Origin of the sequence: Methanoplanus limicola DSM 2279 (genome assembly GCF_000243255.1) — an archaeon.
Classification (GTDB): Archaea; Halobacteriota; Methanomicrobia; order Methanomicrobiales; family Methanomicrobiaceae; genus Methanoplanus; species Methanoplanus limicola.
In genome coordinates, this window is the sequence record NZ_CM001436.1 from 2,871,090 (window position 1) to 2,897,074 (window position 25,985).

34 protein-coding genes, 1 tRNA gene and 2 rRNA genes are annotated in these 25,985 nt (G+C 43.6%); 2 read left to right on the forward strand and 35 right to left on the reverse strand.

The genetic code is table 11. The features are described from left to right. The 26 genes from METLIM_RS13640 to METLIM_RS13765 form a co-directional block, all read right to left on the reverse strand. Positions 1-576 carry an adenylate kinase gene (locus METLIM_RS13640; RefSeq protein ID WP_004079373.1) on the reverse strand — a complete coding sequence of 192 codons (576 nt, stop codon included), beginning with the start codon at positions 574-576 and terminating at the stop codon, positions 1-3. A gap of 7 nt (positions 577-583) precedes the next feature. Next, positions 584-2,017 carry a preprotein translocase subunit SecY gene (gene secY, locus METLIM_RS13645; RefSeq protein WP_004079375.1) on the reverse strand — a complete coding sequence of 478 codons (1,434 nt, stop codon included), beginning with the start codon at positions 2,015-2,017 and terminating at the stop codon, positions 584-586. Positions 2,018-2,039: 22 nt separating this feature from the next. Continuing rightward, positions 2,040-2,465, reverse strand: coding sequence for an uL15m family ribosomal protein (locus METLIM_RS13650; protein ID WP_004079378.1), 426 nt, complete (start codon positions 2,463-2,465; stop codon positions 2,040-2,042). Between the two features lie 6 nt (positions 2,466-2,471). Then, positions 2,472-2,933, reverse strand: coding sequence for a 50S ribosomal protein L30 (locus METLIM_RS13655; protein WP_004079380.1), 462 nt, complete (start codon positions 2,931-2,933; stop codon positions 2,472-2,474). Then, complete coding sequence (locus METLIM_RS13660; RefSeq protein ID WP_004079382.1) at positions 2,933-3,553, reverse strand: 30S ribosomal protein S5; 621 nt, start codon at positions 3,551-3,553, stop codon at positions 2,933-2,935. Before METLIM_RS13660 ends, METLIM_RS13655 begins: the two co-directional genes overlap by 1 nt. Continuing rightward, positions 3,553-4,080 (reverse strand): 50S ribosomal protein L18, encoded by a 528-nt coding sequence (locus METLIM_RS13665; protein ID WP_004079383.1) that lies wholly within the window; start codon positions 4,078-4,080, stop codon positions 3,553-3,555. The genes METLIM_RS13660 and METLIM_RS13665 overlap by 1 nt, the downstream gene beginning before the upstream one ends. Further along, complete coding sequence (locus tag METLIM_RS13670; protein WP_004079385.1) at positions 4,081-4,533, reverse strand: 50S ribosomal protein L19e; 453 nt, start codon at positions 4,531-4,533, stop codon at positions 4,081-4,083. Beyond that, the gene (locus METLIM_RS13675) at positions 4,526-4,957 is read right to left on the reverse strand and encodes a 50S ribosomal protein L32e (protein ID WP_004079387.1); all 432 of its coding nucleotides are present in this window, start codon (positions 4,955-4,957) and stop codon (positions 4,526-4,528) included. The genes METLIM_RS13670 and METLIM_RS13675 overlap by 8 nt, the downstream gene beginning before the upstream one ends. A 5-nt stretch (positions 4,958-4,962) precedes the next feature. Next, positions 4,963-5,487, reverse strand: coding sequence for a 50S ribosomal protein L6 (locus tag METLIM_RS13680; protein WP_004079389.1), 525 nt, complete (start codon positions 5,485-5,487; stop codon positions 4,963-4,965). 14 nt (positions 5,488-5,501) lie between these two features. Beyond that, the gene (locus tag METLIM_RS13685; RefSeq protein WP_004079391.1) at positions 5,502-5,894 is read right to left on the reverse strand and encodes a 30S ribosomal protein S8; all 393 of its coding nucleotides are present in this window, start codon (positions 5,892-5,894) and stop codon (positions 5,502-5,504) included. 14 nt (positions 5,895-5,908) lie between these two features. Further along, positions 5,909-6,085: a 30S ribosomal protein S14 gene (locus METLIM_RS13690; protein WP_004079393.1), complete on the reverse strand. Its 177-nt coding sequence runs from the start codon at positions 6,083-6,085 to the stop codon at positions 5,909-5,911. A 2-nt stretch (positions 6,086-6,087) separates the two neighbouring features. After that, positions 6,088-6,594 (reverse strand): 50S ribosomal protein L5, encoded by a 507-nt coding sequence (locus METLIM_RS13695; protein WP_004079395.1) that lies wholly within the window; start codon positions 6,592-6,594, stop codon positions 6,088-6,090. Beyond that, positions 6,591-7,319: a 30S ribosomal protein S4e gene (locus METLIM_RS13700; protein WP_004079396.1), complete on the reverse strand. Its 729-nt coding sequence runs from the start codon at positions 7,317-7,319 to the stop codon at positions 6,591-6,593. Before METLIM_RS13700 ends, METLIM_RS13695 begins: the two co-directional genes overlap by 4 nt. After that, positions 7,319-7,684 (reverse strand): 50S ribosomal protein L24, encoded by a 366-nt coding sequence (gene rplX / locus METLIM_RS13705; RefSeq protein WP_004079399.1) that lies wholly within the window; start codon positions 7,682-7,684, stop codon positions 7,319-7,321. The genes METLIM_RS13700 and rplX overlap by 1 nt, the downstream gene beginning before the upstream one ends. A gap of 10 nt (positions 7,685-7,694) precedes the next feature. Continuing rightward, entirely contained in the window at positions 7,695-8,093 is a 399-nt protein-coding gene (locus tag METLIM_RS13710; protein WP_004079401.1) for a 50S ribosomal protein L14, read from the reverse strand. Beyond that, positions 8,090-8,416 (reverse strand): 30S ribosomal protein S17, encoded by a 327-nt coding sequence (locus METLIM_RS13715; protein WP_004079403.1) that lies wholly within the window; start codon positions 8,414-8,416, stop codon positions 8,090-8,092. The genes METLIM_RS13710 and METLIM_RS13715 overlap by 4 nt, the downstream gene beginning before the upstream one ends. Before the next feature lie 2 nt (positions 8,417-8,418). After that, positions 8,419-8,700, reverse strand: a complete 282-nt coding sequence (locus METLIM_RS13720) for a ribonuclease P protein component 1 (RefSeq protein ID WP_004079418.1) — start codon at positions 8,698-8,700, stop codon at positions 8,419-8,421. Continuing rightward, the gene (rpmC, locus tag METLIM_RS13725) at positions 8,697-8,903 is read right to left on the reverse strand and encodes a 50S ribosomal protein L29 (protein WP_004079420.1); all 207 of its coding nucleotides are present in this window, start codon (positions 8,901-8,903) and stop codon (positions 8,697-8,699) included. Before rpmC ends, METLIM_RS13720 begins: the two co-directional genes overlap by 4 nt. Continuing rightward, the gene (locus tag METLIM_RS13730) at positions 8,904-9,632 is read right to left on the reverse strand and encodes a 30S ribosomal protein S3 (protein ID WP_004079422.1); all 729 of its coding nucleotides are present in this window, start codon (positions 9,630-9,632) and stop codon (positions 8,904-8,906) included. Next, positions 9,632-10,093, reverse strand: coding sequence for a 50S ribosomal protein L22 (locus METLIM_RS13735; RefSeq protein WP_004079437.1), 462 nt, complete (start codon positions 10,091-10,093; stop codon positions 9,632-9,634). Before METLIM_RS13735 ends, METLIM_RS13730 begins: the two co-directional genes overlap by 1 nt. A 5-nt stretch (positions 10,094-10,098) precedes the next feature. Continuing rightward, positions 10,099-10,512: a 30S ribosomal protein S19 gene (locus METLIM_RS13740; RefSeq protein WP_004079439.1), complete on the reverse strand. Its 414-nt coding sequence runs from the start codon at positions 10,510-10,512 to the stop codon at positions 10,099-10,101. Between the two features lie 16 nt (positions 10,513-10,528). Next, on the reverse strand, positions 10,529-11,242 hold the full coding sequence (locus tag METLIM_RS13745; protein ID WP_004079441.1) for a 50S ribosomal protein L2: 714 nt from the start codon (positions 11,240-11,242) through the stop codon (positions 10,529-10,531). 10 nt (positions 11,243-11,252) lie between these two features. Then, the gene (locus tag METLIM_RS13750; RefSeq protein ID WP_004079443.1) at positions 11,253-11,501 is read right to left on the reverse strand and encodes a 50S ribosomal protein L23; all 249 of its coding nucleotides are present in this window, start codon (positions 11,499-11,501) and stop codon (positions 11,253-11,255) included. Beyond that, entirely contained in the window at positions 11,502-12,248 is a 747-nt protein-coding gene (gene rpl4p / locus METLIM_RS13755; protein ID WP_004079445.1) for a 50S ribosomal protein L4, read from the reverse strand. A gap of 8 nt (positions 12,249-12,256) precedes the next feature. Further along, the gene (locus METLIM_RS13760; protein WP_004079447.1) at positions 12,257-13,270 is read right to left on the reverse strand and encodes a 50S ribosomal protein L3; all 1,014 of its coding nucleotides are present in this window, start codon (positions 13,268-13,270) and stop codon (positions 12,257-12,259) included. Between the two features lie 600 nt (positions 13,271-13,870). Then, positions 13,871-14,275 (reverse strand): Tfx family DNA-binding protein, encoded by a 405-nt coding sequence (locus tag METLIM_RS13765; protein WP_048146053.1) that lies wholly within the window; start codon positions 14,273-14,275, stop codon positions 13,871-13,873. A gap of 151 nt (positions 14,276-14,426) precedes the next feature. On the opposite strand from METLIM_RS13765, the gene METLIM_RS13770 reads away from it, so the two are divergent. Beyond that, positions 14,427-15,269: a F420-dependent methylenetetrahydromethanopterin dehydrogenase gene (locus METLIM_RS13770; protein WP_004079451.1), complete on the forward strand. Its 843-nt coding sequence runs from the start codon at positions 14,427-14,429 to the stop codon at positions 15,267-15,269. Between the two features lie 183 nt (positions 15,270-15,452). Here the strand turns inward: METLIM_RS13770 and METLIM_RS13775 are convergent, their stop codons facing one another. Together METLIM_RS13775 and METLIM_RS13785 are read right to left on the reverse strand one after the other, a co-directional pair. Beyond that, on the reverse strand, positions 15,453-16,352 hold the full coding sequence (locus tag METLIM_RS13775) for a galactose-1-phosphate uridylyltransferase (RefSeq protein WP_245543549.1): 900 nt from the start codon (positions 16,350-16,352) through the stop codon (positions 15,453-15,455). A 400-nt stretch (positions 16,353-16,752) separates the two neighbouring features. Beyond that, positions 16,753-17,754, reverse strand: coding sequence for a 5,10-methylenetetrahydromethanopterin reductase (locus METLIM_RS13785; protein ID WP_004079454.1), 1,002 nt, complete (start codon positions 17,752-17,754; stop codon positions 16,753-16,755). Between the two features lie 379 nt (positions 17,755-18,133). On the opposite strand from METLIM_RS13785, the gene METLIM_RS15830 reads away from it, so the two are divergent. Then, entirely contained in the window at positions 18,134-20,878 is a 2,745-nt protein-coding gene (locus tag METLIM_RS15830; RefSeq protein WP_004079456.1) for a tubulin/FtsZ family protein, read from the forward strand. A 169-nt stretch (positions 20,879-21,047) separates the two neighbouring features. Here METLIM_RS15830 and METLIM_RS13795 read toward each other — a convergent pair whose 3' ends face one another. The 7 genes from METLIM_RS13795 to rrf (METLIM_RS13825) all read right to left on the reverse strand — a co-directional run bounded on the left by METLIM_RS13795 (position 21,048) and on the right by rrf (METLIM_RS13825) (position 25,893). Beyond that, positions 21,048-21,887 (reverse strand): mechanosensitive ion channel family protein, encoded by an 840-nt coding sequence (locus tag METLIM_RS13795; protein ID WP_004079458.1) that lies wholly within the window; start codon positions 21,885-21,887, stop codon positions 21,048-21,050. Continuing rightward, a complete protein-coding gene (locus tag METLIM_RS13800; protein WP_004079460.1) occupies positions 21,887-22,609 on the reverse strand; it encodes a DUF432 domain-containing protein in 723 nt (240 codons plus the stop codon). The genes METLIM_RS13795 and METLIM_RS13800 overlap by 1 nt, the downstream gene beginning before the upstream one ends. Positions 22,610-22,813: 204 nt before the next feature. Further along, positions 22,814-22,936, reverse strand: a 5S ribosomal RNA gene (gene rrf / locus METLIM_RS13805). Between the two features lie 53 nt (positions 22,937-22,989). After that, positions 22,990-23,061, reverse strand: a tRNA-Cys gene (locus tag METLIM_RS13810). A gap of 247 nt (positions 23,062-23,308) precedes the next feature. Further along, positions 23,309-25,099: a dipeptidase gene (locus METLIM_RS13815; protein ID WP_004079462.1), complete on the reverse strand. Its 1,791-nt coding sequence runs from the start codon at positions 25,097-25,099 to the stop codon at positions 23,309-23,311. A gap of 160 nt (positions 25,100-25,259) precedes the next feature. Further along, on the reverse strand, positions 25,260-25,520 hold the full coding sequence (locus METLIM_RS13820) for a hypothetical protein (RefSeq protein ID WP_004079464.1): 261 nt from the start codon (positions 25,518-25,520) through the stop codon (positions 25,260-25,262). A gap of 250 nt (positions 25,521-25,770) precedes the next feature. Further along, positions 25,771-25,893: ribosomal RNA gene (rrf, locus tag METLIM_RS13825) — 5S ribosomal RNA — on the reverse strand. Positions 25,894-25,985 lie beyond the last annotated feature (92 nt).

Genomic DNA, 25,985 nt, shown 5'->3' on the forward strand with positions numbered 1-25,985 from the left:
TCACCTCAGAAGTGTAACCATCTCAGATATTGCATTATCCAGAAGATAATCAAGATTCTTAATTATTTTCACAGTACATCCGGTCATCATCGAATATGAAGCTGCCATATAGCGGTTATATCTCTGATGATCTTTAATTGCCGCATATCCTTCCATATCACGCTGCCTGCTCATATCAGAGAGGCGGCGTTTAAGGATCTGATCTTCATCTGTCTCAACAAGCACGATAATGTCAGGCTTCAGTTCATTTAAAACCCAGGCCGGAAGACCTGCCAGATAACCTGACGGTGTGCTCACTGTACAGTGCGTATCGACAATAACATTCTCATTGATTCTTGCTATAACCTGGGCCGCAGTCTTTTGCAGTGAGCACTGAATATCCTGATCAAGACGCCTCATCTCGTCACGATCATGGACATTTTCCTGCTCACATGCAACTTCAAACATGCAGGTCCCAAAATTAATGGAGGTGTAATTAATACCCTCCTCCTTAAGCGCCTCAAGAGAAGCATTAATCACAGTTGTCTTTCCAACTCCGGGAACGCCCGTTATTACAACCTTTCTGCCAGTACTCAAAACCTGTTCACTCCTTTCCGAAGAATCCCCTCATAAACGGATACATCTCCATAATCTGCTCACTTGCAATCTCTTCATAAAGCCTGTATACAATACTGACAGTAAGAAGAAGTCCTGTACCTCCTACAGCACCTATAACACCAAGATAGTTGGCAAGGACACTGAGCAGACCGACTGCAATACCGCCGATAACAGTTACACGGGGGATGTATCTGTCAAGGTATTTTACAAGAACCTGTTCATTGCGCCTGTAGCCGGGGATATGCATTCCGCTTCTCTGAATCTGTCTTGCGACATGTGGTGAATCAAGTCCTGCGGTCTTTACCCAGAAGAGAGCAAAGATCGCACCTCCGACCACCATTACAAAGAAATCTATTCCCATACGCAATAGAACTTCCCATACCGGATGGCCGAGATCAGAGAGCCACCACATCCAGTCAGTAGGGGCATTAATCGGAGCTGTCACATACATGATTCCGTCAACAGGAGTCTGGCCGTCAAACTTTCCAAGGAAAGTAATACCGATATTGTTCAGGAACAGACCAACCATCTGCCAGTTTGCCTGAAGAACACGGACAAGAATCATCGGAAGAACACTTGCATATATAAGCTTGACAGGGAATCTTCCTCTTGCACCCCTCACAGCCGAATGGGCAAGCGGAATTTCAATCCTCGTAGATTCTGCATATACAACAAGACCAAATATGAATATTGTTGTGAGCAGAGCAAGGATTTCAAGCCCGAAATATTCGACAAAATTTGCACCATCAGCAATCACTGCAAAAAGCCTGGGGAAGAATCCAATTGGATAAGCATCATTTACAGGGGACCAGTTCAGGAAACCGTTTATCAGACCCTGTGAAACACCGGCAACGATAAACAGGCCAACACCTGACCCGACACCCCATTTCGTGACAACTTCATCCATCAGAAATATCAGTACCCCGCCCATGCACAACTGCAGAAATATCAGGATTGTAACAATCATCATACTTCCGCCGAAGAGCTGCATAGCAATTGCAGAATCAGGTCTCAGAAAGCCGCCGACCACGTTTGGAGCAGCTTCAAGCACAATCATCACAAAGATCATCAGTTTCTGAAGACCCATGTACATAACCTGTCCACGGGTGTCAGATGTATTGATGCCCAGAAGATCTGCACCATTTAAGAGCTGGAGCACAATAGACGCTGTGACAATCGGTCCTATTCCAAGATGGACAAGAGACCCGCTTGCACCGGCAAGAAGAGCACGGTACATTCCGAGCCAGTCCTGAGATTCAGGACTAAGACCAAATATCTGAACATTTGTCAATAAAAAATACAATATCAGAACAGCTACTGTCCACAAAACTTTATTTTTAAAGTGGACATGCCCCTCTGGTGCTCTGACAGCCGGCATTGCTGCCAGAAGCGGCTCCATTCGATCCAGCATCGCTCCCATATATGATTCACCAAAAAAAAGATCAGGCGGTCAGAGCCTGACCACCGTTCTCTTCGATTTTTGCCCTTGCACTCTCGGAGAATGCAGGAGCAGTAATATTCATTTTATGATTAATCTTTCCGCCGCCAAGTATTTTATCAATTCCTATTTGTTCGGCGTCAATCACGACAACATCATCCTGCATGGTAGCAAGACCCTGTTTAATAAGGGAATCCACCAGCTGGTCAAGGTCGCCGACATCAATCACATTAGCTGAAACTTTATTCTTACTTACAAAACCGTGCTTTCCGTTGTGGACTTCACCGAGCAAAAGGAAATGTGTAAACCTGTGATCCCTGTGACCTGCACGTCCTTTTCCTCCGCGATTTCCTGCACCACGGCGGTTTTTATGGGTACCGCCGCCACATGTGCGTGAACCACGGTACTTTGATCTTTTATTTACCGGCATTTAAATTCACCTCATCCTGTAGAGAAGTCCGTTGATCTCACTTCCGTAATTTCCAAGAGCACCACCCTGCTGGTATGTGCGCTTTATGGACTTGTATCCCTTCCTGGGTGGGTGTAGACGGAGAACCGGTTTTAAATCCGGAATATCAGTCAGTTTTGCCTCACCAGCACAGACTGCCTCTGCAAAGGAAGCAATATCTGCAAAGTCTGAATTCTCCTTCACATACTCATCCGTAAGCTTACCATCTGCTGAAAGGCGGCCACGGGTTGTGAGAAGTGTCGCAAGAACACCGGCATCTGCCTGACCATATGCAACATAGTCCTTTACCTTCCTGATCATACCCATGTATGCCGGGGTTTCAGGCAAAATGACACAGTGGTTGACATGATGCAGACGAAGCATCTTAAGAGTGTCCTTAATTTCCTTTCGGGCGTTTACAACACCGCGAACCTGCACAACGAAATACATTATCTTGAACCTCCGCCGGTTCTGACAAGATTTGCCTGCTTGAGCGCATCAAATGTCGCCTTGGCGAAATTAATTGTTGTTCTGGTCTGTCCGCTTGACGATGTCCAGACATCCTTAACTCCGGCAAGTTCGAGCACTTTCTTTCCGATGTCACCGGTAACAAGACCGATTCCCTGTGGTGCCGGCATAAGGTTTACCTTTACACTGCCAGCCCTTCCTGTAACACGCACCGGGATAGAGTGACCCTGCCCGCATGCACATTCCCAGCTGCCACAGCCTCTCTTAACTTTGATAATATTGAGCTTTGCATTGGCAATTGCCTTTTTAATTGCATTGCCAACCTGGGCATCCTTGCCCTGGCCAAAGCCAATATATCCGTTGCGGTTTCCGACAACCACAGCACAGCGGAATTTTACACGCCTTCCACTGTCAGTCATCCTCTGAACCATGTTAATATCGAGAACTTCATCCTCAAGATCCGGGAGGAAGTAATCGACAATCTGAGGTTCCTTTATTGGCCTGCCGCCTTCAAGAATTGCTTCAAGACTGGAAAACTCTCCGGCCACGACCTGTTTACCAAGGCCAGTGAGAGGAATCCATTCTTCCTGTTCATAGGCCATTATTTCAGCTCCTTCATTATTGCATCTTCAGCCGCTTCGACATTTTCTTTAAGGTCGCCTGCCTTTTCAGGCTGATATGCTACGATATGAGCGCCCTTTACTCTGTCGTCATCCGGAAGAATCTCTTCTCCGTGCGGTATATTTAGTCCGGCAGCCACAGCACCTTTAAGTGCAGCAAAGACCTTTGCACCGTATGTTGCACGGTGAAGACCTATGTCAAGAATTGCCTCTTCATATCCTGCATTGAATGCCTTTACTGCAAAGAGCATTCCTGTAAGATATGCTGCTGGTGTGTTACCGCTGTAACCCTTATATCCAAATTTCTCAAGTTCGCCCGAATATGCAGCTACGAGAGTTCTGTCACCCTCAAGACCTGCTTCAACGAGCTGACAGATTACCTGCCTGTTTGTAATGCGAACCACCATACGGGGTTTGCCTGAAACAACAAGTTTTGAACGCTTATAATAATCTGTCTTACCTTCCCTTCTCCTGCGGAACGCAACAAAATATCTTGGTCCGGTTGCCATTTATTCCATCCTCCCTGAAATATGCTCAAGCTGAGCCTTCATGTGGGCGACATTTCTGAACTGTCCACCGGAAGCTTTTCTATACATTATTCTGTAAAGATGAGCGTCAATCTGACCTTCGTCACGCATTACGCGGAGTTCTCTTCTGATTGCACGGATCTTCTTAATCCATTCTCTCTTGGACGGAGTACGTGCACCCTGTGCACCCTTGCGGCGTCCGTGTCCCTTTCTGTGACCGTATGAACGCTTGGCTGTCAGTGCCCTTGCCCTGCCGCGGCTTACACCTTTAACAGGTTTTGCACTGATTGCACCTTCATCAATAAGCCCTCTGATATCCTCACGCGAGATTGCATTGCTGATATCATCTGAACGTTCTGAATCGAGTTTTACGCGGTTCACACCACATTTCAGTACAGAGGCAGCGATGCGCTTCTGATTCCTCAGATCACTCATCGTCTTCTGCCTCCTCTACAGATTCTTCCACATCCTTCAAAGGAGCATTGATCTCCTTAGGATTGAGAACCTTAAATCCAAGTCCTTCGGCTTTTGCCTGAATTTCAAAGCGCTTTTTATTACCGACTGTGCCGGCAATCCTTAATGCCTGAACTTCAGGATTGAGTCCCTCAAGGTCAGCAGGGTTATAGACCAGTACATCTTCATATCCACTTGGATGCAGGAAACGCACAGCTTTAGGACTGCCGAATCCAGGCTGAGGATGACGTCCCTTCGCCTTGTACTGTCTTCTCTGCTTGCTCTGGAGACCACGTGGTCTTCTCCATGTGTCCTCCAGTTTCTTCTTGCGGGAAAGGCCCTGGCGCTTGAAGGTTGCACGCTGGGAATTGCGTGCCCTGATAAGTCTAATCTTTTCGTCAGCCATTTATCTCACGCCTTTTCAACAATGTATATTCCGTCCTGGAAAACGCGAGTGTCACGTCCACGGACCTTTGTTGCTTTCTCTATTCTTGATGCACTTATACCGACAAGTTCCTTATTGATACCGGAGAGAGTAATTTCATCTCCTTCAATCTTGATGGAAACTCCTTCAGGAATAGCTGCATATCTTGCTTCCTTCTCTCCGAGGAAGTTTACGATTTCAAGCATATCACTGCTCTGCTTAAGCTGAATCGGAAAGTGGTTGTATATTACCTTTAAGCGGTACACATACTCTTCCTGGACACCCCTGCACATATTTCCTGCATGTGCAACAAATGTTCCAAGCATTGCATAGATCTTCTTCCTTGTGGATTCAGTTGAGACGATAAATTCACCATCTTCAACCCTGAGAGATATACCAGGGTAGTGCAGATTGCGTTTAAGAGTGCCTTTAGGTCCTGAAACAACAAGGGTTGAACCCTGAACTTCAGCATTTACGCCATCAGGAACCTGAATTCTTTTTTCTGTTGCCATTCTGAATGCACCACCTAATACACATATCCGAGAAGCTCACCGCCGACACCCTCATGTCGTGCTGTCTCGTGTGAGATTACACCTTTTGAGGTAGTCAGGATAAGTATTCCAAAGTTCTTTGCAGGAAGATATCTGGTTTCCCATTCTTCGATTTCATCAGTCTTAACGGTGAAACGTGGTGTGATAGAACCACACTTGTTGATATTACCATTAAGTGAGATTCTGAACTGTCCGCCCCTTCCGTCGTCAATCAGTTCGAATCCTTCGATGTAACCTTCTTCCTTCATTATGCCGAGCATTGATCCGATGAGCTTTCCGGCAGGTTCAACAATACAGAATGTTTTGCCTACATCAGACGCGTTCTTGATTGTGCTCATAGCATCTGCAATTGGATTTAGTTTTGTCAATTTAAACACCTCATTTAATTGAGCTTCTTAAACCCGATCTTTGCTGCGTTCTCACGGAAGCACTGCCTGCAGAGCCAGATATTGTATCTGCGGACAAGTCCCTGTTTTCTTCCGCACATCTGGCATGCATTTGCTCCACGGCCAAACTTCTTTGTGGATTCTTTCTGGTTTGCGTTCTTATTCTGTGCCATAATTACTGCACCTCCACCTGGAACCTGTCTGCCATGAATTTGATAGCATCTTCACGTGAAACTCTCTGAGCTGCCGGAAGTTTCTTCTTCTCAATGCTTCTGCGGCTGATACGTACACCTCTCCTCTCAAGAATGACTGTTATGTCCATACCATAGATACCGATCATTGGATCGTAGCTCTGGCCCGGAAAATCGGTGTGCTCCTCAATACCAAAAGAAACATTGCCTGTTTTATCAAACTGTCCTGCATAAAGCTTCTTCTCAACAATTTCAAGAGCTGCCCTTACAACCTCTTCTGCTTTTTCTCCCCTGAGGAATACTTTGCAGCCGATTGCCTGGCCCTTTCTGATTCCAAAAGCAGGCTGGGTTCTCTTTGCAATTGTTCTGACAGTCTTCTGACCGGTGATCTCTGAGATGATATTCTCAGCTTTCATTAATTTGTCACCGGACTCTCCGACACCCATGTGGACTACGACTTTGTCAATGCGGACTTCCTGCATTGGGTTCATTCTTCAATCCCCCATACAGATACTGCTGATTCGTCTTTGCCCACAATGAAAACGTAGTCCTCAATAGTGTCAAATTCAACACCGGTCTTCTCTTCAGTCAGGTAGATTCTGTTAGGAATGCTTCCCGGAACTACACAGATCTCGGAGATTTTACCGACTTTACCTGAATGCTTTCCGCCTATGATCATTGCAACGCTGCCAACTGCGAACGGGAAGTGATCAATAACTTTAAAGCGTGTTTCAGGTTCAAGGCTCAGGACAACTGAGTCCTTTGGATTGTATTCCTGACTATCAACGATTACATTGGCACCATATCTGAGATTCAGCTGAATCCTGCCGCCTTTGACAATCGTCTTGTCTGAAATCTTGCAGAGACGTGATTTTGCAGCATCCTCTGTAATTTCAACAGATACATAGTCACCCTTCTTGTTGCGAAGGATACGGTAATACTTTCCAATCTTTGGGATTGAAATAATGTCAAAGACACCAATGCCCATCTTTGAGTCGGTGCACGGACTGCCGTTCACAATTAAGGAACGGTCCGTAAGAATCTTCTTAACTTCCTTGACATTGTTTGCAAGACCGACATGGTCCCTGAGCCAGACAGCTACAGGCATAGCATGACTGTTGTGTGGTCCCGGTGCGGTCTTCTTTACAAACGTGTTTGTCTTTTTGGGAATCCGCCATCCGGAAGGTGAATTTAATCTTTTAAGATGGTTTGACATTACTTCTTCGCCTCCAGTCTCTCCTGGCGGATTTTATCATTAAGATTCAGTTTGACAATCTGAACATTTGAAGCATAAACCGGTCTTGGAACCTCAGTGCCATCCACTTTTGTAGAAGTTACTCCGTGGACAAGGACTGTTCCCTTTTCGAGGTCTACACCATCAATTATGCCCTCATCGCCTCTGAAATCACCACGTGTCACTTTAACAGTGTCACCTTCAACAATCCTGAAAGATCTTCTGCCGTATGTTTCGCGGAGTTCAGATGACAGTGGTGCATTCAGGAATTTGCCAAGCTGGTGAAGCTTTGCATTGTAGCGTGCTTTACGCTGTTTCCTGGGCTGAGTGCTAGAAATTCTTACCATTCAGCACACCTCAGACAATAATTGTGGCCATTGAGCCGATCTTTGGGAAACGCTCTGCAACTTCACGTGCTACAGGACCCTTAATCTCAGTGCCCTTAGGTTCGCCACGTTCGTTTGTAATTACCATTGCATTATCCTCAAAGGAGAGGCGGAGGCCGTTTATTCTTCTTATCTCTTTACTCTGTCTGATAACAACCGCTTTTTCAAGTTTGCGGCGCATCTCAGGAGTTCCCTTCTTGACAGAAACTGTTGCCATATCACCAAGACCAAGTTTTGGCTGACGGTTTTTGACACCATGATACCTGTCAACAGATACAATCTGTACCTGGCGGGCGCCTGTGTTGTCAGCGCATGTCATCCTGGAGCCTGTGGCAAGTGCCCTTGGCACTCTGGACTGCTTTGCTTTCATTCCTCAGACACCTCTACAACAACAAATTTCTTTGTCTTTGATATTGGCCTGCATTCAGCGATCTTTACTGTATCGCCGACTTTTACGCCAAGACAAGAAGGGTTGTGTGCGTGAATCTTTGAAGAACGTTTTTCGTAACGCTTGTACTTCTTCACGTAGTGCAGATAATCTCTTGAAATTACAACAGATCCCTGCATTTTGTCACTCACGACTTTGCCGGTAATCACCTGGCCGCGTACTGGCAAAGTGCCGTGGAATGGACAGTTTACGTCGTTACATTCCTTTTCAGGAACAGCGACGTTTAACCCTGTATTTTTAGCCATATTTACCTCGGATTTTTAATTCGCATACTGATACGTTTCTCAGGCTGCGAAGCGAGCACCGAACCATCAACCCTTACAAGAGTATCATCTGGAAGGCGGATCTGAAACACAGCCCCTATCTTCTGCACTTTTCTGAGACCTGTTCCGGTATGTATCACAAGCATGTTTTTTGTTTCATCAGCAATCCGGCCGGAGATATTATTCTGAAAACTGTTGGTTGAAGATTCAACCTTAACAGTAAGGCCGGTAAGCTCATGCCTGCATACATTACCCGGATTAATCAAGCCTCATTTCTCCTTTTGTTCTGCTCTGTCTTGATCCTGGCTACAGTGCGCCTGATCTCACGGATGCGTCCCGGATTATCAGGTGCGCCGCCGGCGCTGACCTTGCCGAGATTCTCGACATGCTCCAGTTCAAGTTTTGAAAGCTGTTCAGCCAGTTCGACATCACTGAGCTGCGCAACTTCTGATGCACGAAAAATTGCCATTTAGAAATCCTCCTCTGCCGGAACATCCTCTGTGGCTTCCATCTCCTCATCAATCTCGCGTCCGAATTCCTCTTCTGCTGAGATCTCTTCCTCAACCGGTTCTGAAACCTCTTTGACAGGCTCAGGAACGGCTTCCGGTTCAATTACTTCAAAGTGATCAGGGAGAATCGCACCCGGAGGAACAATCTTAACCTGACAGCCGATACAGCCAAGCTTTTTGACTGCAATTGCAAATCCGTGCTCGACAATTGTCTCGCTTGGTTCACCGGCATGTTTGATGTAACCTTCTGTAAACTTCTGGACACGTGCACGTGAACCAGTAAGTTTTCCGGAAACAACAACTTCACATCCAAGTGCTCCGGATTCCATTATACGGCGCATGATGCTTGACCCGGCCTTTCTGAAATACCAGCCGCGTTCAAGTGAATTTGCAAGCCTTTCAGCCATAATCTGGGCATTGAATGAGGGGTTTTCCACCTGCTGAACCTCGATCTGAGGTGATTCAATACCGTAATCATTCTGAAGTGTGGAAGTAAGTTCACGAACTACTTTTCCACCTTTTCCGATAACAATTCCGGGTTTTTCTGCAAATATTGTGACCTGTGTTCCAAGAGGAGTCCTGATAATCTCAGTGCCACCGTAGCCCGCTCTCTTAAGCTCTTTGACAAGGAACTTCTCGACACGTGCAGCGCGGACACCATCTTCAACAAATCTCTTCTCTACTGACATTAATCCACCTCTCTGACAATGATCTCAATATTTACGGAATCCGCATATTTTGGAGTGGCTCTGCCCATTGCACGCGGGAAGACAGACTTCATTCTTCTTCCTCTGCTCGCAGATACAACAATGATCTCAAGATTCTCAGTATCAAGTCCGATGTACTCTGCATTCTTTTCAACTGATCTTAAGACCTTCAGGAAATATTCTGAAGCCTTTACAGGGTATCTTCCTGCATCCCAGTTTTTAAGACCTCTTTTATGTGCAACGTTGCGGTTGAATCTCTTGAATGGAATTGGTTTTTTAAGTGCAACTACATCTTCGAGATATTCAATTGCCTCACCGGTTTTCATACCTCTGATGAAAGCAGCAATTTCAATGGAATGTTTTGGAGAGGTAGGGAACTCATTTCCCTTTGCCCTTGCAATATTATCGCCTTTAATATCGACTGAATATTCTGTTCTTGCCATTTCAATCACTTCAGTGGTACAAATTTACTGGATCTTGTTGCACCGATACCTGCACTTCCATGAGCTACACGCCTTCTGGTAAGAGCAAATTCACCGAGATATCCAAAGACTGCCTCAGGCTGAATTTCAACCTTGAGGAATTCCTTTCCGTTATATACCTCGATTGTTTTGCCAACCATCTCCGGCATGATAACCAGATCACGAAGATGTGTTCTGATGCGTTCCTTTCCTTCTCTTACCTCAGCAATGACTTTTTCATGTCCGGGTGAGAGTCCGCGGCCGAATTTACGGCGTGCCCTTGAAGGCATAATCGGAAGAAGCTCACTGAGACTCATCTGCTGAAGTTCCTCAATTTTGTAGCCGTGATAGGTGAATTCCTCTTTTCGCCTCGGCAATCTTCTCTGTATTTTTTTTGCCATTGTCTATGCCACCTTTTTACTTCCTTCCTGTCCTCTTGGCAGCAATGTGTCCGACCTTCCTTCCAGGGGATGTTCCACGTGCTACGGTCTTTGGTCTTCCGCAGTGCTGGTGACCTCCTCCTCCAAACGGATGGTCAATCACGTTCATACAGACACCTTTGACTCTCGGCCATTTCTGTGCCTGTGATTTAACCTTGTGGAACTTCTTTCCGGCTTTGACAAACGGTTTCTCACTGCGTCCTCCACCTGCAACAATTCCAACTGTTGCACGGCAGAATCCGTGGAACCACTTGTGTTTTCCGCTTGGCATCCTTATTCCGACACGTCCGTCATTGGACTTGCCTATGACCTGTGACTGGACACCGCTTGCACGGATGAACTTGCCGCCGTCGTTTGGCCTTGCCTCTACATTACAGACAAATGCTCCGACCGGAATATCAATGAGCCTGAGTGTGTTTCCGTTTTTGACTTCAGCCTCCATACCCCATGCAACATCTTCACCGACTGACATGCCTTCGGTAACCAGCATGTAAATTTTGCTGCCATCTTCAAGTTCAACGAGAGCAATAGGTGCATGCCTTGCAGGGTCATGTTCAATATCAACAATTTTCCCACGGACAGTCTCGTCCAGCTTGCCAGGATGTTTGAGTGATGCTTTGTATTTGTGTGACGGAGCACGGTATACCGGGCCACCACGGCCACGATTCTGTGATATAATTCTTTTTCCCATTCACACCACCTTACATTATTCCTAGTCTGCTGAGAATTTCTTCTCCGGCTTTTTCATCTTCAAAGCTGACAATGGCTTTCTTTTCGCCTTTCATTGTCATAAGTGTCCTGACTGCAGTGACCTTCTTGCCAAACATCTTCTCGACTTCATAGGCAATCTGTGCCTTTGTTGCCTTTCTGTCGACAAAGAACTGGAGTTTACCGTCAAATTCAAGGCCCATTGCCGCTTTTTCAGAGACATACGGATGTTTAATTATCATTTAAAAGTCCTCCAGCTTCTTAAGTGCTCCAACAGTCCAGACAGTCAGGCGTCCTGCATGAGTGCCGGGTGCCAGAAGTTCTGCATTTAACTGGTTGACAGATACCGCATCAACACCTGCAAGATTTGCAGCTGCCTGGTGCGGCTTTTCAGATGTTACAATAAGAAGGCTCTTGCGCTGTTTGTAACGGCGTCCACGAAGTTTTCCGCGTCCTGCACGAACTTTCTTTGAATCTCTTGAACGGACAACATCCTGATAAAGGCCTGCTGCCTCAAGTGCTGAGACCACATCTTTTGTTCTTGCAAGAGTCTCAAATGAGTCCTCAAAAACAAATGGTACGTCACCTTCAAATTTGTGTCCGCGTGCGAGAACAAGTTCAGGGTTTGTGGTTGCAGCGATTGCCGATCTGATCGCTAATCTCTTTTCCTGCTTGTTTATCTTCCTGATAAGGATCTTCTCAACCTTTGGCGGGTGAGCTGCACGGCCACCGACGGCCTGCGGGATACGTGCCACACGGGAACCGTTCTTGATCCTTGGAACCTGTGCTGCACCTCTGCCACTTCCCCAGGATGCTGCGGAAGTTTTCATTCCTGCATACGGGTTGGTGCCGTGAGGCTGATAGCGGGTACTCTGGTTGGAGATAACTGCCCTTTTAATTAAATCAGGCCTGTAAAACTCGTCAAATACTGCCGGAAGATCCATCTCACCGGCGTTCTGACCATCTATAGATAATATCTGTGCTTTCATCTCTCAGTTCACCCCTGCTTGCTCATTGTGCTGATATAGCTGATAGACGGCTCACGGACAACGTGCTCTCCCTGGCGGATTGCCGGTCTGATTCTGATAAGACGCTTGGTAGGTCCCGGAATAGAACCTTTAATAGCGATATATCTGCCTCTGACAAGTCCGTAGTGGAGGAATCCGCCTGCCGGGTTGATCTCTTCAGGGTTATCTCCTACTTTGAGAATGCGCTTGTTAAACTCAGTTCTCTGCTGGTAGCCCATCTGTCCGATCTGGGGAACCTGCCACCTTACGTGATGAGGTGTCCACGGACCGAGGTTTCCGATATGCCTCTTCTTTTTGCCGCGTGAGTGCTTGCGCTTCCTCACCGGGATACCCCAGCGTTTTACAGGACCATTGGTTCCTTTACCTGTGGTGACAGCCGTGACATCTATATACTGGCCGACACCTGCAATATCCTCAAGTTCGACTTCCCTGCCGAACAGGCCGATTGCGTGGTCGAAACATGCCTTAATATCTCCTCCGCCGACACGCATTTCCATCATGTCAGGGACTTTTTTGGGGACACCGGTAAGCATAGCCGGCTGTGTGTGCACGAGAACAAATATATCAATAACTTTTCCGGCCTCAATGGCTTCGTTTATCTTCTGAATATTCTCTTCTGCATTGTTCTTCTTTGGAATGCTGATACGGTCTTTCAGCTTTCCGTCAAGTTCATCTGCCCATACCTCAGCGAATACTTTCTTACCATATGTATCCTTAGTATAGGCCCGAACTGCCATTGCCTTAATAGGCGGTATCTCCACAATAGTAACTGGAACAGCAATCTCTTTTCCTTCACTTGGGCTGTTCTTATGGTCATCAACCATTACAATGTGTGTCATACCCACCTTGTATCCGGCAAAACCCTGCAGTTTCGGTTCCCCGGCGCACTCTTGCCATGACTGGTACTTTGGTACCTGGCTTTTTGCACGCTTGCGGGGGCTGTATGCAAGGGATCCCCTGCGTGGTCTGGTTGTTTGGGGCATTTTTCGATCAGTCCTACAAACTAAATTTTCACAATATTCTTCCGAGAAGCAGAAATAAATCCTGCAAAGGACAGTAAACGACTGAATCGGAACAGAAACGAATGTACAGCAGTCAGGCTTTAAACCCGGCCGGGGATAAACTGCATCTTCACAGACATCCGACAGTGCACCTATACGTTATAAAGGGCAACTTACTACTCTCAAACAGATTCTGACCTTAATATGCACTACTCATTTAAGAGTAAGGGCCGAAAAATTTCGTCCACCCATATGCGCATACATCAAATTCTACATCGTCAGCCCGTCCGGCGTAACCGGACATTAATCTCGGCAAATCCCGGCATAAATACCCGGGGCAACCACATTATAAGATTAATTGCCCGGAAATAAACAGGAATACAATATTTTCAGAGATTGTATATCCTGATAATTCCGGACTTCCCATAACGGTTTCCTAAATATTGTAAAGACAGGTTTAAAAACCTATTCCGTAATATGCAAAACCACCCGGAGAGGGGCATGAGAAGAAACCGTAAAAGCGCACCGGAAAATTAGAATTAAAAAATTATTGGACGGAAGTTTTTAAGATAACATCAGATTTCAGTTAAAATAAATTTCACCATCGTCATTTATGTAGACCAGAATATCATTGCGTATATAGCGGGCCCTGAACTTTTCAGGATTAGAATCGCGCATCCGGTTTATCAGCGAAATTGTATCATACCTTACCTTAATCCCCACCTTTTCAGCATCGTCAAATATCTGCCTGGCTGCGTCAATAAAATCCGAACCGGACTTAATCACACAGAGTTCACGTGCGTCAAGAGTGAATAAAAACTCGAGAGTCTCACGCGCTTTTTTTATGTTCTCCATAGCCGCCTTTTCAATTGTGCAGACATTTGCCTTTGAAGTCCCTATAACGTCAGCAATCTGCTGCTGAGTATATCCTTTTTTTCTATATCTAAGGACTTCTTTCTGGCGATCGGTAAGAAGGCTTTCTTTCATTAACATGGTTATATGATCTCATAAACTTAAACACTTTTCTTTAACATGTTAAGTTAACAGAATGATATTACCGGAACTCCGGAAGAATTCAAAATCTTTATATCCAGACCGGATGAATTTAAAATGTTCTCAATTTTGAGAGGTATAAAATATGGTAGTTAAAGTAGGAATAGCAAAACTCGGAAACATCGGAAGCGGTGTAATGGCCGAACTGCTCCTTGACGAGCGTGCAGACCGTGAAGATATGCAGACATTCATGGCAACAAGCGGAACAAAACTTCAGCCTGAAGATATCGACCGTGTTGTTGACAACATGAAGGCATGGGGACCTGACTTCTGTATTGTCGTATCACCAAACGGCGTACTCCCAGGACCAAAGGGCGCACGTGAAGCTCTTGCAGCAGCAGGAATTCCATGCGTTGTAATCACAGATGACATTACATCAAAGAAGGATGACTTTGCAGCACTCAAGGAATCCAATTTCGGATATATCATTATGAAGGCAGACTCCATGATTGGAGCACGCCGTGAATTCCTTGACCCTGTTGAGATGTCAGACTACAACGGAAACCTCATAAAGGTCCTTACAATCACAGGTGCATTCCGCAAACTTCAGCTCGCACTTGATGCAGTTATTGACCAGGTCAAGGCAGGCAAGAAGGGCGCAGAACTCGAACTTCCAAAGATTGTCATGACATCTGACAAAGCAGTTGCAGATGAATTCACAAACCCATACGCATATGCAAAGGCACGTGCAGCATACGAAATTGCACAGGCTGTTGCAGGTGTAAATGTAAAAGGCTGCTTTATGACAAAGGGCCATGAGAACTACACACCAATCGTTGCATCAGCACACGAGATGATGCGCTCCGCAACTCTCCTCTGTGACGAAGCACGTGAGATTGAGAAGGGCTGTGACGGCGTTATCCGCATGCCACACAAGAACGATGGTGAGATTGTCAAGAAGACAGCACTCATCTCAAAGCCCTGGTAAACAGGACTATAAAATCATTTAAAAACTTTTTTTGCGCCCATAAATTTTATTTCAGAAGTTTTCTGCCGGAAATTAACCGGATTTAAGATTATAATCAAAACTGAGCCAATATACCAAAATTGCCACGGGAAATCATTCAAAAGAGCATATAAATGGAAATATCTTAATTTTCATGAAAAACGGTCACTTAAACATCAAAGGTATTTTTTCAGGAAGTGTCATACATACCGGCTCAAAATGAAGCCTCTCCATAAACGCAGAATCAGAGACCGAAAGCTCATTTGGATTAATCCGCGCAATAACAGAGACAAATGATCTGAATGACCCGTCATTATCCTGCCTGTCAAATCTGATTGTAGCATTAAAAGCAAAATGACCGCATGAACGATAATAATCAATTATTTTTTTTAAACCGGCTGAAATCTCCGGGATATATGAATCAAAATCCGGGAGGGAGGAAAACGGAAGATAACCGCGGATCTCCTTCTCTCCAATCGGTACAGGAGAGGCACACCAGAGAATTTCATCACCGGAAATATACCTTTCAGACCTGGCTTCCGCCTCCCTCAGCCCGTCCCAGTAGCAGCAGCCATACCGCATCATAAATTCCCGGCTCTTTTCGATGAAAATTCTGCCGGCATATGCCGGAGTCTGATCAGATATCCCCTGCATATGAGGATGCACCATACTTGCACCGGAAGAAGGCAGATTGTTCCAGTTTATAGAGGGGTAACCGTCACACCTCATCAAAGCCTCATACTGCCCTGTCAGGGCATCTTTAATCTGCCTGACAGACATCTCAGCAGGATTGTGCAGTCTGGTGATTACAGTGACTATATGACTGCCTGAGAACGGATAGAGGTTTGGAAATGTAACACTCTCACCTATGAAAAGTTTTTTACCATCGGAAAAAGATGGAGTCTGCTCCATGATATTTTCATGACAGAAAGGACATTTAAAAGATGCAGATGCAGGAATGAAGCTCTGAACAGGGGTTCTCTTTTCCCTTTCAGGACTGATACGGCATGCAAAACCAAAGAGACTGTCCTGTCTGTAACGGACAGTGCCGCCCGGAACTGCCACAGCCTGCTCTGAAAAAAATCCGGAGTGCATTAAATATAAATAATAATTTTTTTACGCAATAATAGTATCTCCGCCAGAATCGCAGCGCAGAGAGAGATTAAGCGCCTGAAAATGTATTCCGGAGAAATAATGGAGAATAGAGCAGTCAGGAATACACAGAAGTCGAATAGGAGGGAGTGGGTAACCACTCCCTCCTATTCGACTAAAGAGAAAAACAGAAACCGGATATTTAACTGTATAATGTTCAGTAAACAGCATTATGAAGTAAAAGCGCCGGATGTGCACTTAAAACAGAACCGGATAATGCAACAGATAACTAAGGTAAACCCACATCCTTTCTGCGCGTGAAATATCCTGCCTTAAAAGTTAAAAAAATTTGGATATTTTAGAAATATCAGACTTATATAATGTATTTTCCGAGAAGACGGATGGAGTTTGTCATGTCAGGTCCGAGTGGTGAACCGAAGATAATCTGTGTGACACCGGATGCTGTAAGGTTCTCACATTTCTCTTTTACCATCTCAGGTGTTCCTGCAATTGTGAATGCATCAATTTCTGCATCACCGACAAGGCCTCCGACTGCACCGAAATCAAAGCGTCCAAGAGCTTCCTTGATCTTTGCAACATTGTTAAGGTCAAGTCCATGGCGCTCAAGAAGTGCAGGTGGTGAACCGGCTGCAATGAATGCTGCAACGATCTTTGCTGCATTGCGTGCCTTCTTTTCGTTCTGGTCGATTGACATTGCGGTGTATGCGCCGACATCGAACTTCTTGAATTTCTTCTCGTCAACTGCATCACATGCTGCTTTGATCAGTGGAATTGCAATATCAAAGTCCTTGGAGTTTGATGCGTTGATGAGTGCTCCATCTCCGATCTCACCTGCAAGTGCAAGCATCTTTGGACCCTGTGCGCCAATGTAGGTAGGGATCTGCTTCTTCTTTGCCGGAAGCTGAACACCTGTGAGCTTTGCTCCGTCATAGTCAAAGAATTCCATATCGCCGGTCTTCTTGACTTCTTCACCTGCACAGAGTGCTTTGATCTGCTTTACACCCTCTGCAAGGCGTGCAACAGGCTTTGAAGCTTCAATTGCAAGCTTTGGAAGTGTTGAAAGGTCACCCGGCCCAATTCCAAGAACTGCACGTCCCTCTGAAATCTCATTGAGTGTGCACATGAATGATGCAATAGCAGCAGGTGTATCTGTGAATGTATTCATGATACCCGGTCCCATCTTAATGCTGTCAGTTGCCTGTGCAATTGCTGCAAGGGTTGGGTAGCAGTGGCGGTTGTTGTAGTGGTTTGTAATCCATGCAAAGTCGATATCTTTCTGCTCTGCAAGTTTACAGTAATTAACTACCTGTTTAACTGATATATTTCCTGGTACAAATTCAATTCCATAACTCAAGGTATATTCACCTCAGATAGAGTATTAATTCAGAGGAAGTTAAATAAATTATCATTTTGATTTGCAGAGACCAAACCAGGAATATTACAGCTAAAAAAATAATAAGGAATATTGGCATTACAGATAAATATTCAAAATCAAAGAGGATATTGCACAATAAGACACAGATAATATAGATAATATATAATTTAAAATCTGTTAACAGCAATAGTCTTTATTGACTTGCAAATACTAATATTGATATATCTGTACATAAAAAACGGAATTATCTATGATTCTGAAATAAGGGAATAAAGCCATATATTTAATCTCATATGGAAAAATCCTGCAATTGTTCTAAAAATGGTGCAGCAGAGCAACAGGGCAGACAATACAGAATATGAAAATACTTGCCGTCGGACTTGGCGGAGCAGGATCAAGAATTGTTGATCAGCTCTATTATCAGGACAGAAGAAGCAGCGTAAGCTGTATCTCCCCGGTTGTGATAGATACAGACGGTAACCTGTTAAATCAACTTAAAAACCTTCCAAACGACTGCAAAATATTCTTCCCGGCAATCGATCCCGATGTACATTATGATACCAGATCGACTGTTGACATCAAAGAAATAATGGCGCAGATAAAAAAACTTGACAATATTGATATAGATGCAATTCTCGTATTTACAGGACTTGGCGGAAGTTTAAGCGACATAATTCCGGAGATCACAGAAGAGATCAGAAAAGCATATTATGAACCTGTTTTTGCGGTATGCACACTCCCTTACCATAATGAAGGGAGGAGAATAGCTGCAAAGGCTGCGGATGATATTAAAAAAATAGAGGAGTATGTAGACGGAATAATTCTGTTTGACAATGAAACCTGGTACAGGAAGATAAAGGCGTCATATGAGACATCAGTAGATGAGGAAGGCAAATCACACATCAGACAGGCGGCATATGCAAAGATCTTTCCTGACAACCCAAGGGATCTCTACAAATTACTGAATGAAAAAATATCACGCCAGATCGGTCTTTTACTGCGCGCAGGAGAATTCAATGAATCCGGGGTTGAATATGCAGAAATTGTCCTGGATGCAGGGGAAGTCCTGAACACCCTGAAGGATAACGGTATCACAGCCATAGGTTATGCAATTGAAGAACTGCCAAAAAATTACTTTGATCCACTCCAGAAACTGAGGTCTGAATCATATTTCACTGATGGCTCACATAAGAGAGCAACCAGGATTGTATCCCTTGCAAAAAAAGCAGTCTATGAAGAGATCTCAATACCGTGTGACCTGACAAGTGCAAACAAAGCACTCATTCTCATTGCAGGGCCGTCAAAAGAACTCTCAATGAAAGGATTCCAGACTGTCCGGAAATGGATCGATTCAAGTATTGCAGGGCTTGAGATGCGCTCCGGAGATTACCCTGTAAGGTCCACAAAATATGTAGGAATTATCATTATGCTCTCAGGAGTCAATAATATCCCGCGCCTTGAGGAGATTAAGCAGTTAAGGGAAGAATATAAAGAAGAACTTGAAGAGAAAAAGAGAGAAGACGCCGAGAACAGAATATTGATGGAAGAAGAGATAGATCTTTTGTTAAGCAGTGATAACTCTGAAACTGAATACACTGAAGATGAAACCTGCCGGAACGAATCTTATAACCTGTATGAAATAAGCGACCGGTTCAAAACAGAGCAGAACTATGATATTCCATATCAGGAAGAGAGAGAAGAAGATGAATATTATATCGAAGATCCTGACAGTGATGCCTGGGAACTTATAGACGGCGGCTTTTCATCAAAACCTCCGGAGATATCAGATGGAGACGAAATTCATCCGCCAATCATTGAAGCAGAAGAGGATATTAAAGATATGGATTATGTAAATGAAAATAATGAGGGTGATTATACAGAATCTCTCAACATTGTGGAGTTCTTTGAGGATGAGAACAGTGCCCTGATCCAGAACGGGGAAGATAAAGACAATAGTGGCTACACAAGAGGTATTTCATTTAATGAACTTCTCGAAGATGATGAACCGGTAAAGTATGAAGAGAAAAAATTCCACACCTATAATCAGATAAATAACAGAACTGAAGAAGATATCAGCTACGGGGCTGAAAATTATCCACTCACTTCCAGAGATTATGTCAAACGTGAGGAATATGAGGAACTGAAGAAAGAGCTTTCCAGATATAGAGAAGAGTCCGGGAGCAGGGAGAATTCCGCAGGTCATAAAGAAAAGAAGGTTAAAGATCAACAGATCCCGATCTCAAACAATAAAAAAGAGGAAAAAGAAGATTCTGGCATATCAGTTCCGGGAAGGGCCGACAAAAATATTGCAGATATGACCAGAATGACGGATGTGAATCTCGGAAAAGCACCAAAAGACCGTATATTTGAAGTCGGAGGAATCAAAGGCCCCAGGATACCAAAAGAGAAGAGTGATGTTGCAAGAGTAGGTGAAAAGATAAGCATCGGAAATACCAGCTTTAAAGCAAATGACAGAGCATTCTCAACCGGAAATATTTCTGCGGGATCTAAACTGAGACCATCTGAAAACTCTTTTGGAGGGGGGAATTTATCTGTAGGACCAAAAGTGAGGCCATCCGAGAATTCTTTTGGAGGAGGAAAAATCTCAGCAGGGTCAGTACTGAAACCAAATGACAGCACTTTTTCCGGCAGCAGTATCTCAGTAGCGAAGGTAAAGCGGGCCAGTGATGATTCAATTTCCGGCAGGAAAGTATCTGTAAGACAGAATATTGTTCCTAAAGACAGTGGTAATTTTAAAGTCGGGAGTAAGATCAAAAAACCAAAAGAACTCCTCTCTGACGGCGTTAAAATAGGCAGCAATACAAGACCAAAAGAACTTCTTTCAGATAATATGAAACTTTCAGGAGGGGTAAAAAGGCCAAAGGAACTCCTCTCAGGAGACGTTAAGATCAGAGGAGAAACTGCCGGAAAAAATAGGAGAAATACTCCGAAAAACAACGACATATTTGATCAGGAACCATCAGCCGGCAGAAGAGAGAAAGGCACAGCAGAAGCAGCTAATCAGCAAAAATCAAATAATAATAGTAAAAAAGAAGAATCGGAGAAGAAAACAGGCAGTCATGGGGACCTCTTCTGGATATAACAATAATCAAATCATCCATTATAAATGAACTACAATAATCAGAATGAAATATAAATTAGTTTCATATTCTTTGACGCTGTGCAGCACAATATAACACAGTCTGATATAATATACTCCTGAATTCACATTTTAACGATTATACCAGCTTTTATAATATTAATAAAATGACCTATTCTTCAGCAAAAACATGATTTTTTTCCGGGAACCACACAGTTCTCTGGGGGAAAGGTATCTCTATGCCTTCTGCCTCAACTGCAAGTTTTATCTTTTGCAGCAGTTCTGTTCTGACATCCCACCAGACGGAAGAGGGGGCCCAGATTTTTACAATAATTACAACTCCGTTCTGGCCCAACCGGTCAACAAATACCATAGGTCCGGGATTTTTTAAAGCAAACGGATGACTGTCAATTACATCCCTGATTACAGCCATTGCAAGCTCTGCATCATCCCTGTACCTTATCTCAACTGTATATTCAAACCGTCTTGCAACGTGGGCAACATAATTGGTTATATTAGAAGAAAATATTGTGAGATTTGGAATCCGGGTGTAAATTCCGTCATAAGTCTTAATTATAGTTGAAAGAATTCTGATATCCTCAACAGTGCCCAGAATATCGCCGACACCTACATTATCACCGATTTTAATCGGCCTTTCTATGAAGATCACAATTCCGGATATGAAATTTGAAAAGAGATTCTGTCCGGCAAAACCAAGGATAATACCAATTATTCCGCCGGCAAATATAATTCCAGAGAGATCAATATCAATATATGGGAGAGCCGTAATAAGGCCTACGATCAGTATTGTAAAGTAAACAATTTTTATTAACAGTTCGCGATCATTAACCGGAATTTTACCGGAGATGTCTTTTCTAAGTTTTTTTGATATTAACTGACCAAGAACAAATGAGATGAGAATTATCAGAATAAATAAAAAGAGTTCATATACTGTCACTTCAGTACCGGATATATTCCAGGAAGAAACTGTACTGACCAGATTTTCCACCATTAGTAACCAAGCTCCATTATAAATGACCTTTTCATAACCGGAATCTTCCTTGACATATAAATTTCATATGATTTATTCATCCCTATTATCAGAGGGACACTTAGAAATCTTGTCTCGGCCGTATTATTATGAAGCAGGTTCATTTCAGCCACCATTGAAACAGAGTTATCATTATAATATAATTTCATGCCCCATCCGTCAAAAACCGCACGTGAGAGATTTACAATCTCTTTTCCAGAATTTACAACAGTAAGGGAGAGAACTCCTTCATTAAATATATCTGTTTCAGGAATACCTCTGTGAATATTGCTCTCATGATATCTGACAATAGTTCCATTTGTAGGAGAACCATAAAGAGAGTATTTCTGCTTACTGACTGATAAAATATCAATAACTTCAATATTTTTTCCGGTCTGCAAAAAAACACCGATTTCAATGGGAAATGTAAGATATACAAGTATTACAGACTGAGGTTCTATTACAAGATTTTTGAATTTTACCTGAAGAAGACTCGTTACCGATGACGGAAGATTAACAGGTTCTACAGGATTTATTATAATTCTTCCTTCTTTTGGCTGGATATAATTTTCACGCACTTCACCGCAGCATTCCCTGCGGTATAGATAAAGACCGCTCTCCTCTGTGACTTCAATCTTTATTCCGCCGGACTCTACAGAAAAAGGATAGCTGTAATGGCCATATATCAGTTCAAAACACCTCACTGGAAAATAACGGCATAAATTATCAGGTAAATATAAACATCACAATTACAATAAAGTTTTCAGCAGATGATACCTGCCAGGAAATACCAACATATAGTAGCATATTTCCAAAAAAGCAGAGTAACAGAGATGAAAATTACTAAATTCGCTGATGAATGATAAATCTTCGGAAGTTTTACTTAAAAGTGTCAGATAATAGTTACAAAATTGCAGCGTTTGGTGGTTCCCGGGAACTCTCGTATCTCAGTACAGCACCAAAACGTGGGCGGGCTTAACTGCCGGGTTCGAGATGAGTCCGGGTGTTGCCCCGCCGCTTTGGCCGCAATTTAAAGGGAATTAATCCCAAAAAATCCGCTAATTCCGGTTAAGAAATTTCGCGAAGCCAAGGTCCAGATTTGAACTGGAGTATAGCTGCTCTGCAGGCAGCCGCGTGGCCGCTCCGCCACCTTGGCATTGTGCTTACAAACATAGGAAGTTAAACAATTAATAGGTGTCGGTTTGAATCTGTGACAATACCGGAAAAAAACCAATTTACTCTATCCAATTCACAGTTTTTTCCAGCCGGAGTATTTTTTTCCAAAATGTGATACATCCGGCGCATATTATCAATTAAAAATCCGGGTAAATACGGCACGACTGTCCCGATAAAAATAATGTCCACAAAATTCAGTTACACTCAAAAAAAAGAAAATGGTTTATTCAACTGCAATTTTCAGCATTCTGATGTTTCAGAATATATTCATATTCACTACCCGGTGCTGTATAAACCGTTTCATTAACATATACCAGATCAGGAATGCTGTCAAGATCCTCCACATCATAAATTCTTGGCCCGTACTGGTATCCGGCATCCTGATACCACCAGTCAGGATAACCCGGATATGTTGTACTTTTACTTACAGGATCAAATATTCCTCCGTTAGTATACGATACTACCAGAGAGTCAGAGAGATTCCACCAGGACGAAACAAGATCTTCGGCAGTATCAACGGTATATGAAGTGAGATATTCTCTGCAGGCATCCTCTCCCTCACGATTAAGAATTTCCAAAGCCTCCTCCTCAATTACAGCCTGCCTCGAAAGGAAGAGGTTCTCATGTTTCTGCTGTTCCTCCTTTATCTCCGGAAAGATATATGAGTACTGAATCCTTGCCCAGTTGGTCACAAAATTAAATGACCACCATGCACTATCTCTGTTGAACCGGGATCTGTTGCCATTTTCAAATGAATAAGGAAGTGTATTTGTTCCCGAATAAAGGGGAGTATAGCAGGTTTCAGAGGGTTGTGCAAATCCAAACCAGCAGAGACCCCCTACCGGATAAGGCAGGTCTCTTCTGCTTTCTGTAACATAACTGTATGCACAGTAATATGCAGATATAGGCCTCGGCCATGCACCCGGACGGATCTCACCTTCTTCAAAGTCTGTATGGGAATCAAATTTTCCACGTATTCTGTAGGGATCACCATAAGGTCCGGCTGCGATTCCGGTTGTCAGATCAAAAACCGTACCTTCATAATGATCTCTGAATAGAGAGAATATTTCAGTATCATTTAACGGATGATCCGGAAAAACGGAGAACGGGTACTCACGGCTGAAAGAATCTTCAACATACGGGCTGAAATTCTGTGAAGGAGAAATTCGGTTATAAACACTCCATATTCTTGACAACGAATAATACGGATGAGAATATTCTCCGTTACTTACAGTACTCAGCCAGTCAAGTGTTTTATTTTCCGCAGACCACCAGCCATTCTTTTCTGCTACCTCAAACAGATTTTCAGAATACAGAATATCAGGATTTCCAGGTTCAATATCGCGGATGCGAAACATATTTGAAGCAACAAATACGGTTCCGTCAGGAACTTTTTTAGCAACCCACAGACTTTCCGTATCACTCAGGTTTCCGCCGCACATCTCAATTACCCACGCCTCTTCCGGGTCTGCAAAGATAAGAGTCTCTCCGTTTCCATAATACCCGTAAGTATCAATAAGGTTACCTGCAAGCTCTACTGCCTCCCGGGCAGTCTTAGATCTCTCAAGAACAACATTTGACAGTTCGGAACTGTAAAACATTCTTTCCCCGGCCTCGGCATCAGGTGCTATCTTTGCATGATCTGTGCATTCGCCAGCCATAAGCTGATATTCATTCATAATTCCGTATGCTGATGTAAAGTAGCCGTAAGTATGTGTTAGTTCAGGGATATATCCCAGAATTTCTTCCCCGCCGGGATTATCAGTACCTGCATTCGGATCATACAATACAGGACGCTCCGAACCATAAGGATGATCAGACGGAGGAATATAAACCACTCTTGTCTTATCCTCTGACAGATTATGCCCGAGCACACACTCCCCAAGGCCGTCATTTGTATGCCCGACATACATCTCACCATTTTCAGATGCACCAGGTGTTACAACAAAAGTTGTACAGCCAATTGCAGGAGTCACTAAAAGAAGAAATAATAATACAATCAGTGGTTCTTTAAACATAGGAATAATGATTGCATAAGAAATCAAATAAATTTTGTTTATTGAAAAAATAGAATATAATCAGCCAAAATCAGGACATAATATTTTTTGACTTAAGAAAAATAAAATAATTTAATATATTTTTAAAAACTTCCTTCCTGGAAAATAACTCATTTTACCATTATTTCTTATTCAGTTCCTTCTCAATCTCTTCAAATGTAAGAAGTTCATATTTTATGACTGAATTATCACTTTCACGATACATCCTGACATATAACTCTAAATCCCGGTTCTCAAAAGATGCAGGACTGTCAGTTCCGGAGACCTGTATAAAACCCAAAGAATTCAGTTCACCGGCAATAAGAGCAAACTCACTTTCGGATTTCAAAATCTGGTTTATCCTTTCAATTGCATTTTTCTGTTCATGGATTCTTACAGTCATATACTTAAATAAACCCGAAAATATTTCAATTTAATTATCAATTGAAATAACTTAACCCTGAATTCCGGAAGATATTCTGAGAATTACCAGAGGTTAAAAAACATAATACTGGAAAAAACGATTCAAAGTAACCTGAATGCCAGATGAATAAACAACATCAGTCAATACTAACAGTAGTTCACAGAATTTAAGAATTAAAGCTGATGCTAACATAATAACTTTTCAGAATAGACACAATCACTCACTTGAGCAATTGCAGCGTTTGGTGGTTCCCGGGAACTCTCGTATCTCAGTACAGCACCAAAACGTGGGCGGGCTTAACTGCCGGGTTCGAGATGAGTCCGGGTGTTGCCCCGCCGCTATGGCCGCAATCGCAGACCGGACACTGGGTCACGAACCCAGATGTAATCTGCAATTATCCGGCATATTGGCATCCACACAACGATTTCGTCTGGATTTTAACGG